The 12,111-nt window shown below is 73.0% G+C and carries 9 protein-coding genes; 5 read left to right on the top strand and 4 right to left on the bottom strand.

Going from position 1 to position 12,111, the window contains the following annotated elements:
• Positions 1 to 15 precede the first annotated feature (15 nt).
• From mce to O7603_RS26940, 5 genes are all read left to right on the top strand, one after another.
• Positions 16 to 489: a methylmalonyl-CoA epimerase gene (mce, locus tag O7603_RS26960; protein ID WP_281572541.1), complete on the top strand. Its 474-nt coding sequence runs from the start codon at positions 16 to 18 to the stop codon at positions 487 to 489.
• A gap of 318 nt (positions 490 to 807) precedes the next feature.
• Entirely contained in the window at positions 808 to 2,163 is a 1,356-nt protein-coding gene (ccrA, locus tag O7603_RS26955; protein WP_281576824.1) for a crotonyl-CoA carboxylase/reductase, read from the top strand.
• Positions 2,164 to 2,481: 318 nt separating this feature from the next.
• On the top strand, positions 2,482 to 3,735 hold the full coding sequence (locus tag O7603_RS26950; protein WP_281572540.1) for a cell division protein DivIVA: 1,254 nt from the start codon (positions 2,482 to 2,484) through the stop codon (positions 3,733 to 3,735).
• Positions 3,736 to 3,912: 177 nt separating this feature from the next.
• The gene (locus O7603_RS26945; RefSeq protein ID WP_281572539.1) at positions 3,913 to 6,246 is read left to right on the top strand and encodes a hypothetical protein; all 2,334 of its coding nucleotides are present in this window, start codon (positions 3,913 to 3,915) and stop codon (positions 6,244 to 6,246) included.
• A 206-nt stretch (positions 6,247 to 6,452) separates the two neighbouring features.
• Positions 6,453 to 7,754: an AI-2E family transporter gene (locus tag O7603_RS26940; RefSeq protein WP_281572538.1), complete on the top strand. Its 1,302-nt coding sequence runs from the start codon at positions 6,453 to 6,455 to the stop codon at positions 7,752 to 7,754.
• 6 nt (positions 7,755 to 7,760) lie between these two features.
• Here the strand turns inward: O7603_RS26940 and O7603_RS26935 are convergent, their stop codons facing one another.
• From O7603_RS26935 to O7603_RS26920, 4 genes are all read right to left on the bottom strand, one after another.
• A complete protein-coding gene (locus O7603_RS26935; protein WP_281572537.1) occupies positions 7,761 to 8,570 on the bottom strand; it encodes an alpha/beta hydrolase in 810 nt (269 codons plus the stop codon).
• Positions 8,571 to 8,636: 66 nt separating this feature from the next.
• Positions 8,637 to 8,963 (bottom strand): hypothetical protein, encoded by a 327-nt coding sequence (locus O7603_RS26930; protein WP_281572536.1) that lies wholly within the window; start codon positions 8,961 to 8,963, stop codon positions 8,637 to 8,639.
• A 70-nt stretch (positions 8,964 to 9,033) separates the two neighbouring features.
• Positions 9,034 to 10,824: a 3-hydroxyacyl-CoA dehydrogenase gene (locus O7603_RS26925; RefSeq protein ID WP_281572535.1), complete on the bottom strand. Its 1,791-nt coding sequence runs from the start codon at positions 10,822 to 10,824 to the stop codon at positions 9,034 to 9,036.
• 204 nt (positions 10,825 to 11,028) lie between these two features.
• Positions 11,029 to 12,093 (bottom strand): alpha/beta hydrolase, encoded by a 1,065-nt coding sequence (locus O7603_RS26920; RefSeq protein WP_281572534.1) that lies wholly within the window; start codon positions 12,091 to 12,093, stop codon positions 11,029 to 11,031.
• Positions 12,094 to 12,111: the final 18 nt, after the last annotated feature.

Below are 12,111 nucleotides of genomic sequence, written 5' to 3'. Positions count from 1 at the left end.
GGCCAGACTAGCGCCATGGCTGAGAACTCCCCCGTCGAGCCCGCTGCGGACTACGTCACAGGCATCGGGCTGCGCCGGATCGACCACGTCGGGATCGCCGTCGCCGACCTGGACGTCGCGATCGACTTCTACCAGCGGACGTTCGGCATGCGCTGCGTGCACATCGAGACCAACACCGAGCAGGGCGTACGCGAGGCGATGCTCGCCGTCGGCCCGACCACCGAGGGAGGCTGCGTGCAGCTGCTCGCGCCGCTCACCCCGGAGAGCACGATCGCGAAATTCCTCGAGCGCAACGGACCGGGCGTGCAGCAGGTGGCGTACACGGTCACGGACATCGACGCCGCCTGCGCGGCGCTGCGCGAGCGCGGGATGCGGCTGCTCTACGACACGCCGCGGCGCGGCACGGCGGACTCCCGGATCAACTTCGTGCACCCGAAGGACGCCGGCGGCGTCCTGGTCGAGCTGGTCGAACCGGCCGCCGACCACTGACCGCGACCGGCCCGGCGGTACGGCGCGCCCGCCGGGCCGGTGCGGCGTGCGGGCCGGCCCCGCACCCACGGCGTACCACCCCTCCGGAGCACGCCGGTGCGCGGTTCGCCACCCTCCCGGACACCTTCACGCATCGGCCGATGCGATTTTTCACAGAGGACTTCCCGCCCTAGCTACCGTTCAGTAACGTCCGCCTTCAACAGGAGCGCGACCCGGTGCCGGATGTGTCGGACGACGACATGGCGGTCGGTCGCACCGGCGCCGACGATGGCAGCACCCAGGCCCGTGCGCGCGGGTGCGGACGAACCGGAGGTCACCGTGCAGGACATCCTCGAAGCGATCATGGCGGCGGAGGGCTCGAACGACCCGGACCGCGAACTCGCCGGCCTCGCCGGACTGCCGGTGCCGGAGAGCTACCGGGGGGTGGTGGTCCGCGCCGAGGAGGCCCGGATGTTCGACGGGATGGCCACCCGCGACAAGGACCCGCGCAAGGCACTGCACGTCCAGGAGGTGCCGACGCCGGAGCTCGGGCCCGGCGAGGCCCTCGTCGCGGTGATGGCCAGCGCGATCAACTACAACACCGTCTGGACCAGCATCTTCGAGCCGCTGTCCACCTTCAAGTTCCTCCAGCGCTACGGCCGGCTCTCCGACCTGACCCGCCGGCACGACCTGCCGTACCACGTGGTCGGCTCGGACGCGGCCGGCGTCGTGCTGCGTACCGGACCGGGGGTGACCCGGTGGCTGCCCGGCGACGAGGTGGTCGCGCACTGCCTCTCGGTGGAGTTGGAGGACGCGGCCGGGCACGACGACACCATGCTCGACCCGCAGCAGCGGATCTGGGGCTTCGAGACCAACTTCGGCGGCCTCGCCGAGCTGGCCGTGGTCAAGGCCAACCAGCTGATGCCGAAGCCGCGGCACCTCAGTTGGGAGGAGGCGGCCAGCCCGGGACTGGTCAACTCCACCGCCTACCGGCAGTTGGTGTCGCACCACGGGGCCAACATGAAGCAGGGCGACGTGGTGCTGATCTGGGGCGCCTCGGGCGGCCTGGGCGGCTACGCGACCCAGATGGCCCTGAACGGCGGAGCGATCCCGGTCTGCGTGGTCTCCTCGCCGGAGAAGGCCGAGCTGTGCCGGAAGATGGGCGCCGAGCTGGTCATCGACCGGGCCGCGGAGGGCTTCCGGTTCTGGAAGGACGAGGAGACCCAGGACCAGGACGAGTGGCGGCGCTTCGGCGAGCGGATCCGCGAGCTGACCGGCGGCGAGGACCCGGACATCGTCTTCGAGCACCCCGGCCGGGAGACCTTCGGCGCCAGCGTCTACGTGGCCCGACGCGGCGGCACCATCGTCACCTGCGCGTCCACGAGCGGCTTCCAGCACCAGTACGACAACCGCTACCTCTGGATGCACCTGAAGCGGATCGTCGGCAGCCACTTCGCCAACTACCACGAGGCCTGGCAGGCCAACCGGCTGGTGGCCCTCGGCCGGGTGCACCCGACGGTGTCCCGGACGTACCCGCTGGAGCAGACCGGCCAGGCCGCGTACGAGGTGCACCGCAACGCTCACCAGGGCAAGGTCGGCGTCCGCTGTCTCGCGCCGCGGGACGGCCTGGGCGTCCGCGACCCGGAGTTGCGCGCCCGGCACGAGACCGCGATCAACCGGTTCCGGGGGCACTGACCGCCGCGGTCGGCGTGGGCGCCCCGGCCGACGGACGGCGGAGCCCCGGATGACCAATGCGGTGGACGCGATTGCCTTTCGCGCAGGTTGCCGGAGCCCATTCGAGTGATCCGGAGGGCGGCCGGACAAAGGGTCGCGGGGGACCACCCCCGCGACCCTTTTCCACGTTCCGCTCCGCGCCGTCCGACCCGCCCGGGACCTGCCAAGATCGGCGTTTGGTCCGGTGACCCGACCGGCCGGAGTTGACCATGTAAAGAGGACGCGAAAGGTTCGTACCGCTCTTGCGAACCACCCTGGGGCGTCTGCCAGTATGTCCCAATGCCCCAGCAGCAGTCCTCCCCTCTCGCGTTCTTCGATAACGCGAACTCGCAGCCAGATTTCACCGTTGGCCTGCGCGGATACAACACTCACCAGGTCGATGACTTCATCGGCCGGATGACCGCCGCGCTGACCCAGTCCGAGCAGGCCCGCGCCGAGGCCGAGCAGCGGATGAACGACGCCCAGCGTCGCCTCCGCCAGGCCGAGCAGCGCATGGGTGCGCTGGAGCAGAAGCTCACGGACACCAACAAGCAGCTCGAGGAGAACAGCCGGCCGACCCTCTCCGGCCTCGGCACCCGAGTCGAGCAGATCCTCCGGCTGGCCGAGGAGCAGGCCAACGACCACCGCAACGAGGCCAAGCGCGAGTCGGAGGGCATCCTCTCCGCCGCCCGCCTTGAGGCGCGTGAGATCACCGACAAGGCCCGTGCCGAGGCGGCCGCGATGAAGGCCACCGCCGAGCGCGAGGCGGGCAACCTCCGCACCGCCGCCGAGCGGGAGGCGGCCGAGGTCCGGGTCCAGGCCCGGCGGGAGGCCGACACGCTGCGCGCCGACGCCGAGCGCGAGACCAAGCAGCTGCGCACGGTGACCGCGCACGAGGTGGCGGAGCTGAAGTCCACCGTCGAGCGGGAGGTGGCCACCCTCCGCGCCACCGCCGAGCGCGAGATCACCCAGCAGCGGGCCAAGGCCGCCCGCGAGGCCGAGGAGAAGCGCGCCGAGGCGACCAAGCTGCTCACCGACGCCCGGGACAAGCGCGACAAGGACCTCCAGGCCCTCGAGCTGCAGCTCGCCGAGCGGCGTGAGAAGGCCGAGCGCGAGGAGTCCGAGCGGCACGCCGCCCAGGTCGCGCAGACCCAGAAGCTGGTCAGCGAGGCCGAGCAGCGGGCCCGGGCAGCCCAGGAGCGCGCCAAGGAGATCGAGCAGCGCGCCGAGGCGCGCCGGGTCGAGTCCGAGCGCACCGCGAACGAGACGATCGACAAGGCCAAGGCCCTCGCGGAGAAGACGCTCAACGAGGCGAAGGCCGAGTCGCAGCGCCAGCTCAACGAGGCGCGCACCGAGGCGGAGCTGACCACGCAGGCGGCCCGTCGCGAGGTCGAGGACCTCACCCGCCAGAAGGACGCGGTCACCTCGCAGCTCGGCCAGATGCTGTCCGGCCTCGCCGGAATCGTCCCGGGCGTGCCGGCGTCCGGCGCGGCCGCCAAGCCGGAGGCCGGGAAGGCCGACGGCGGCAAGGTCGCCGCGGAGACGGCCAGCTGACGCACCGCCAGGTCGGGGCATGATGCGGCGCGGGGCGGCACCGGGTGACCGGTGCCCGCCCCGCGCCGCATGCTTTTCCCATCCTTTGATATCAACCGGTACGACCCGAGTGAAGTAGGTCCCATCAGGGGCGTCCGTATCGCCCCAGCAGGACCCAATGCGTGTGAGGATGAGGGCATGTCGCACGGCGAGGAACTGTTCGCACTCGGCGGGGACGTGGCCACGGAGCCCAGCTTCGAGTCCGCTCTGCGGGGGTACGAGAAGAGGCAGGTCGACCGGTACGTCGCGCGTGCGGAGCACGAGATCGCGACTCTCGCGGCCGAGCGGGAGCAGGCCTACACACAGATCCACAAGCTCGCCGGCCAGGTCGAGGTGCTCCAGCGGGACCTGGCCCAGGTGCGCAAGCAGGTCGGTGTGGTCGACCGGGCGTCGTTCCGGCATCTCGGCCCCCGCGTCGAGCAGATCCTTAGCCTCGCCGAGGAGCAGGCCGACGACATCGTCACCGCCGCCAACGAGGAGATCGAGTCCCGCCGCGCCGCCGCCGAGCACATCATCGAGGACGCCCGCGAGCAGGCCGCGACGGCGCTGAAGGACTTCGAGATCGCCCTGGCCGCGCGGCGCGCCGAGGAGGAGCGGCAGGCCGCCGCCCGCAAGGCCGAGTCGGAGACCGCGCTGCGGACGGCCAAGGAGGAGGCCGCGAAGCTGCGCCGCAACGCGCAGGACGAGTTGGCCAAGGCGCAGCAGGAGGCGACCCAGCTGCGGGAGACCGCCAAGGAGATCCACACCCGGGCCCAGCAGGAGTCCACCAAGCTGCGGGAGGCGGCCCGGGAGGTGCTGGCCAAGGCGCAGCAGGAGGCGACCCAGCTGCGCGACGCCGCCAAGGAGGTCCACGCCAAGGCCCAGCAGGAGTCCAAGCGGCTCATCGATCAGGCCACCGAGGCGGGCCGGGCGACCCACGCCAAGGCGCAGCGGGAGGCCAAGCAGATCATCGACGACGCCTCGATGGCCGGTCGGGCCACCCGGGCCAAGGCCCAGCAGGAGGCGGAGCGGCTGACCACGCAGGCGGCCGAGTCGGCCAAACGCAGCCGCGCCGAGACCGAGGCGTACGTGCAGCGGATGCGTGGCGAGACCGAGGCGTACGTGCAGCAGGCGCGGGCGCAGACCCAGCAGGAGCTGGGTGCCTGGCGGGCCGGCGTCGAGAAGGAGGTCAACTCTCGCCGCGAGGCCGCCGACCGCGAGCTCGCCCAGCGCCGCGCCACCGCCGACCAGGAGTTCACCAAGCGTCGCGACGAGTTGGAGAAGCAGTACAAGTCCCGCCAGCAGGAGCTGGAGACCGGCTTCACCTCCCGCAAGCAGGAGCTGGAGACCGGGTTCAGCAGCCGCAAGCAGGAACTCGAGACCAGCTTCACGTCCCGGCGCGACCGGTTGGAGTCCGAGTACACGGCCCGCAAGAACGAGATCGAGCAGGGCGCCGACCGGGTCCGGCAGGCCGCCGAGCGGGCTGCCACCACGATGCGCCGGCAGGCCGAGGAGCAGGCCACGGAGCTGCTGCGCCAGGCCGAGACCGAGTCGGTCGAGAAGCGCCGCACGGCCGACGAGCACGTCGCGGCTTCCCGGCGACAGTTCGAGGAGTACGCCGCGACGACCCAGCAGGCCCTGGCCACCACCCAGCAGCACCTCGCCGCGACCCAGCAGGAGGTCGCGGCCGGCCGGCAGCAGCTCGCCCAGGTGATGCTGGAGATCGCCCAGGCGCAGCAGCAGCTCGCCGACCTGCGCCAGGAGACCTGGAAGTCCCGGCAGGAGTCGGACGAACTCCAGCGGCAGCTGGCCGAGCTTCGGGTGCAGGCCGTCACCGGGCCGGGCGGCACCGACGGCCCCACCTCCCCGCCACCGGCGGGGGCGGTCAGCCCCGCCTCGGCCGCCGGCCCGGCCGTGGCGGCCCGGCCGGTCGGGTCCGGTAAGGCCGCGGGCGCCGACCCGACGGCGAAGCCGGCCGCGACCTCCCGCCCGGGGGACCCGAAAGCCGAGCCGGGCGCGGGCGCGCCGGTTGGCGGCACGGCGAAGCCCGTCGGTGACACGCCGCAGCCGGTCGTCACGAAGGCGCCGGGCGCCGACGGCAGGCCCGAGCCCGTCGCCGCGAAGGCGCAGGCCGTCGGCGGCGGCGCGAAGCTGGTCGGCGCGCCGGCGCAACCCGACGGCACGGCGAAGCCGGCGGGGGCGAAGCCGGAGCCGGCAGCCGCCAAGCCGGAGCCGGCGACCGAGGGCGAGTCGGCGGCGGCCGATCAGTCGAAGGCCCGGCCGGTGGCCGAACCGGTCACCACCGTGGACGACGGGGCCGCCGGCGCGGCGGTGGACGGCGAGCCGACGGTGGCCGCGGTGCCCGGCGAGGGTGGCCGGGGCGCGACCCCCACGAAGATCACCAGCACCGGTGAGAACGGCAAGCGGCCCAGCAAGCCGACCACCGACGAGCGCGCCGCGAAGCCCAACACGGTCACCGTCGAGAAGGAGTGACCCCGGGGGCCCGATCCCCCGCCGGTCCGCGCGAGGTGCGGTGCACACCACGGTGCTGTGCGGAACCGCCGGCTCAGCGGCCGGGGACCGGTCGGGGAGCGGATGGCTCGCGGCACGGGTGACCAGTAGTCTCCGGGCAGGGCGGGCGCCGGGCGCGCCGGCTCGTGGACGGGGCGGCCGAGCCGCGGACCTGACCGGAGGATCTGGTGACGCAGGACGGGCCGAAGGCCGACGGACCGGGCCCCGAGCGAGCCGACGCGCCGCCTCCACGGCCCGAGCACGCCGGCCACGCCGGCGGGCCGCGTGCGAAGCCCGAGCACGCCGACGCGCCGCCGCCCGGCGCGGATCGGGCTCGGGGGCACCGGCACACCCCGGACCCGGAAGGCGAGCAGCCGCCGCACGCCCCGTCGACCGGTGACCCGTCGGCCGACGCGCTCGACCCGCCACCCGCCGCCGGTTCGGGGCGGTTCGGGCCGCCCGGGCGGCCGCTGCGGCGCAGCAGTTTCCTGGTCGGTTTCACCGGGGCGCTCGGCGTGCTGCTGGCGTACACCCTCTATCTCGGCGTGCGCAACGCCGCCGGCATCCTGGTCCTGGTCGTGATCGCGCTCTTCCTCGCGATCGGCCTCTATCCGGCCGTTGCCCGACTGCGGTCCTGGGGGCTGCCGCACGGGCTGGCCGTCACGCTGGTCACCACCGCCGTGGTGCTGCTGCTCTGCGGCGGCGTGGTGGCGCTGGTGCCGCCGATCGTCACCCAGTCCGGGCAGTTCGTGGAGCAACTGCCGAGCTACGTCGAGGAGCTGCGCCGCAACGAGACGGTCAACGACCTGGTCGAGCGGTACGACCTGGTGCAGCGGGTGCAGGAGGCGGTGAACGCGGACACCCTGAGCCGGGCCCTCGGCGGGGTGCTCGGCGGCGCGCAGCTGATCTTCGGGACCATCTTCCGGATCCTGACCGTGCTGGTGCTGACCATCTATTTCCTGGCCTACTTCAACCGGCTCCGGTCCCTCGGCTACGCCCTGGTGCCCGGGTCCCGGCGGGAGCGGGTACAGCTCATCGGCGACGAGATCCTCGCCAAGGTCGGCGCGTACATGGTCGGGGCGCTGTGCATCGCGGTCCTGGCCGGGATCAGCACCTTCATCTTCGCGCTGATCGTCGGGCTGGCCTACCCGATCGCGCTGGCCGTGGTGGTCGCGGTGACCGACCTGATCCCGCAGATCGGTGCGACCATCGGCGCGGTGATCGTGAGCCTGGTCGGCTTCGCCACCAACCTCTCCGCCGGCATCGCCTGCGTGGTCTTCTTCCTCATCTACCAGCAGGTGGAGAACTACCTCATCTACCCGAAGGTGATGCGCCGCTCGGTCGAGGTCAACGAGGTCGCCGCCCTGCTCGCGGCGCTGCTCGGGGTCGCGCTCGTCGGCGTGGTGGGCGCGCTCGTCGCCATCCCGACGGTGGCCGCCCTCCAGCTCATCCTGCGCGAGGTGGTGCTGCCCCGGCAGCAGCGGCGCTGACGCCGGTCAGCCGGCCTGCGCCTGCGGCGGGCCCGGCACCGGGCGGTCGGCGAACGAGGCGACCGTCCGGTCGGCGTACGCGCTGACGTCGCCGGTCTCCATCGGGCCGTCCCAGGTCGTGGGCAGCGGCAGCGGCACGGCCGGGTTGACCCGACGGACCACCTCGTCGAGCACCCGCTCGGCGTCGCCGACCCAGAGGTGCTTCGCCCCCGGCACCCCGACCACCTCGGTCTGCGGCACCGCCGCGAACCGCTCCCGGGCCTCGGCCGGCCGGAGGTAGTCGTCGAACTCGGGCACAAGCGCGACCAGCGGCCGACCGGACCGCGCCCAGAGCGCCAGGTCCTCCGGGTTCGAGTAGCGCAGCGGCGGGGAGAGCAGGATCGCGCCGGCGATCGCCGGGTCGCAGCCGTGCTTCAGGATCAGGTCGGTGCCGAACGACCAGCCGAGCAGCCAGATGTTCGGCAGCTCGTGGAACTCGGCGTACTCGATCGCGGCGGCCACGTCGTAGCGCTCGCCGACGGCGTTGTCGAAGGCCCCCTCGCTGGTGCCGCGCACGCTGCTGGTGCCCCGGGTGTTGAAGCGGAGCACGGCGAGGTCGGCCAGGGCGGGCAGCCGCCAGGCCGCCTTGCGGAACACGTGGCTGTCCATCATCCCGCCGTGGGTGGGCAGCGGGTGCAGGCAGACCAGGGTGCCCACCGGCTCGCGGTCCACCGGGCGGGCCAGCTCGCCGACCAGCCGCAGCCCGTCGGCGGTGTGCAGCTCGATGTCCTCCCGACGGCCGGGGAGGATGGACGACGCGCGGATCGCTGTGCTCACCGCCCAAGTCTGGCGCGAACTCGCCGCCGCCGCCCATCCGGCCGCGAACGAGGTGATCCAGATCGCTCAGCCGTAGCGCGGGGCGCTGCGCCCGCGCTGCACCACCGGGCCGCGCCGGTCCCGCGCCCGCCAGCAGCCGCTGTGCCAGTGCCGGCGGTCGGTCAGGTCGCCCCGACCGTCCGCCGGCCAGGCCACCAGGTGCGCCACCCCGGGGCGGATCTCCTGGTCGCAACCCGGGCAGCGGTACGTCTTGACCGAGGCGCCGCCGCTGATGCCGCGTACCTGCCACTCGCCGTCGCGCCACTGCTGCACCGACTCGACGCCCTGCCGGGCCCGGTCCGCGTCCAGGTGGGCGTTCTCGTCCCGGCGGGGACGGTTGCGACGAGGGCTCACGTAGCCAAGGTTACGGTCACTCCCAGGTCGTCGGCTCGCCAAGGTCGTCGGCGCCCGGTGTTGACCCGGATCAGCGGTGGGTGTGGTCGCGGAAGCCCCGGCCGGTCTTGCGGCCCAGGTAGCCGGCGGTGACCAGGTGCTCCAGCAGCGGCGCGGGGGCGAAGCCGGGCTCGCGCAGCTCCAGGTACAGCTCCCGCTGGATGGCCAGCGAGACGTCCAGACCGACCACGTCGAGCAGTTCGAACGGGCCCATCGGGTAGCCGCAGCCGAGCTTCATGGCGTGGTCGATGTCGTCCGCGGTCGAGTAGCTCGCCTCCAGCATCTTCACCGCGTCGTTCAGGTACGGGAAGAGCAGCGCGTTGACGATGAAGCCGGAGCGGTCCCCGCACACGACCGCGGTTTTGCCGAGCGCGGCGCACACCGCGCGGGCGGTGGCGGTGGTCTCCGGCGAGGTCCGGATGGTCCGCACCACCTCGACCAGCGGCATGATCGGGGCGGGGTTGAAGAAGTGCAGCCCGACCACGTCGGCCGGCCGCTGGGTGGCCATCGCGACGTCGATCACCGGCAGCGACGAGGTGGTGGTGGCGAGCACGACGCCCGGCTTGCAGATCTCGTCCAGGCTGGCGAAGAGCGCCTTCTTCACGCTCAACTCCTCGACCACCGCCTCGACCACCAGGTCGACGTCGGCGAGGTGGTCGAGAGTGGCCGACCAGGTGATCCGGCCGAGCGCGGCATCCCGGTCGTCCTCGCTGAGCTTGCCGCGCACGACGCCCTTGGTGAGCGAGGTCTTCACGGCGTCGCAGACCGTCGCGGACTTCTCCGCGCCCCGGGTCACCGACACCACCTCGTAGCCGGCCTTCGCGAAGACCTCGATGATCCCGGTGGCCATCGTCCCGGAGCCGACGACGCCGACCTTGGTGATGGCGCGGGCGCCGTCGGCGAGCGCGGCCTCCGTGGCCACCGGCGTCGCCTCGTCCGGTACGACCACCGGCGAGCCCGGCCGCTCGTAGGTGTAGAAGCCCCGGCCGGACTTGCGGCCGAGCAGACCCGCGGTGACCATCTGCTTGATCAGCGGCACCGGGGCGTGCCGGCGGTCCCGTCCACCGCGCCGGTACATCGTGTCCAGGATTTCGTACGCGGTGTCCAGGCCGATCAGATCCATCAGCGCGAGCGGGCCCATGGGCAGGCCGCAGCCGAGCTTCATGGCGGCGTCGATGTCCTCGCGGCTGGCGTAGTGCGACTCGAACATGCCGACCGCGTGGTTGAGGTAGCCGAAGAGCAGCGCGTTGGCGATGAAGCCGGCGCGGTCGTTGATGGTGACGTCGACCTTGCCGAGCCTGGTGCAGAGCGTCTCCACGTCGGCGACCACGTCGGCCGAGGTGACCACGGTGCGGACGACCTCGACCAGCTTCATCACCGGCGCCGGGTTGAAGAAGTGGATGCCGATGACCTGGTTGGGCCGGGTGGTGGCGACCGAGATCTCGGTGACGCTCAGCGACGAGGTGTTGGTGGCCAGGATGGCCTCGGGCTTGCAGACCCGGTCCAGCTCCGCGAAGATCCGCTGCTTCAGGTCGAGGTGCTCGGGCACCGCCTCGATCACGAGGTCGACCGAGTGCAGGGCGTCGAGCCCGACGGCGAAGGTCACCCGGCTGAGCAGCGCGTCGCGGTCGGCCGGGTCGAGCTTGCCCTTGGCGACCGCCCGGTCCGTGGAGCCGGTGAGGGTGGTCCGGCCGCGCTCGAGCGCGCCCTCGGAGATCTCCACCGCGACGACCTGGATGCCGTTCCGCGCGAAGACCTCGACGATGCCGGCACCCATGGTGCCCAGCCCCACAACGCCCACGCTGGTGAACTCGCGCGCCACGACCGGCCTCCCCAAACGCTCCGACGGCCGCTTGAACGGCCGCTAAGGTTATGCGCGCGAGTCTGCCACGTGACGCTCGGTTGTCGAGAAGCCGTGGCCTATTTCACCCAGCACGCCCGCTTCCGATCGACGGGCGGAAATGCGAGCGGCCCGGGTCGGGCCGCCCGGCTTCGGGTGGCTCGGGCGGCCCGGGTTCGGGGCCGGTCAGGCGGTCGGGACGGCGGTCAGCGCCAGCAGTTCGGCCACGAACTCGGCCGGCCGCTCCAGGTGCGGGCTGTGCCCGCAGCCCGGGAGCACGATCTCCAGGTATGCGCCGCCGGCCGCGGCGTAGCGGTCCAGGACCGCCCGCGTCTGACCGATCATCGGCTGCGGCGGGCAGTCCGCCTCGCCCGGCCAGCCGGGCACCACGCCCAGGGAGCCGAGGTACGCCAGGTCGAACAGCGAGGTGTCCGACACGATCACGTCGGCGTCGCCGCGTACCCAGGTGATCGGTGGCTTCGGCGCGACCGCGACCAGCTCGTCGGCGATCCGGAAGTACGTCGGGGCGAGCGCGTTGAGCACGCCCCGGTCACCCGGCGCCATACCCGGCCAGTTCGCGGAGGTGACCGCGGTGCCGGGGTAGTTGTCGTCCCCGGTGGCGGTGGAGAGCAGGCTGTCCAGCAGCAGCTGCTCGTCCTCGCCGAGCGAGGCCGGGTCCGCCACGTACGCCGCCCGCAGCACGTTGCGCGGGCTGGTCTGGGCGTCCTCACCCCGGTCCTTGGCCGCCAGCCGGGCCACGAAGTCCGGGTTCGCGGTGCCCGCGCCGGTGCCGGCGAAGTCCGGCGTCGTGGGGGTGCCGGCCACGTCGCGGGTGCCGCCGAAGCCGTACGGCGACACCGGCGCCGAGAGCAGCAGACCGCCCACCCGCTGCGGGTGGTCGACCAGCAGTCGCATCGCCACTCCCCCGCCGAGCGAGTGCCCGACCACGACCGGACGGGCGGCCGCGGCGCCGAAGAGGGACGGCTCGTCCAGCAGGGCGGCCACGTCGTCGGCGAAGTCGCGCAGCCCCCGGGTGGCGTCCACCGGGGCGGTCGGGGTGTCGCCGTAGCCGCGCAGGTCGGGCGCGACGATCCGGAGCGTGTCCGGCAGCCGCCGGACCAGCGGCTCCCAGAAGGCGGCGGACGAGCAGTTGCCGTGCACGAGCAGCACCGGCACACCGCCGGGCGGCCCGGCCACCCGCACCGCCTGGGTGATGCCGTTCGCCGTGACGATCCGCTGCTCGGTCTCCATCCGCGGCATGCTGCCACC

It is taken from the genome of Micromonospora sp. WMMD812, from assembly GCF_027497215.1.
Taxonomy (GTDB): Bacteria; Actinomycetota; Actinomycetes; order Mycobacteriales; family Micromonosporaceae; genus Micromonospora.
Note: the sequence above shows the minus strand (reverse complement) of the source record. Positions and strands in the feature narration are given on the sequence as shown.

Coding starts and splice junctions, on each gene's coding strand:
- mce (WP_281572541.1), top strand. CDS start 16: ATGGCTGAGAACTCCCCCGTCGAGCCCGCTGCGGACTACGTCACAGGC.
- O7603_RS26950 (WP_281572540.1), top strand. CDS start 2,482: ATGCCCCAGCAGCAGTCCTCCCCTCTCGCGTTCTTCGATAACGCGAAC.
- O7603_RS26945 (WP_281572539.1), top strand. CDS start 3,913: ATGTCGCACGGCGAGGAACTGTTCGCACTCGGCGGGGACGTGGCCACG.
- O7603_RS26920 (WP_281572534.1), bottom strand. CDS start 12,093: ATGGAGACCGAGCAGCGGATCGTCACGGCGAACGGCATCACCCAGGCG.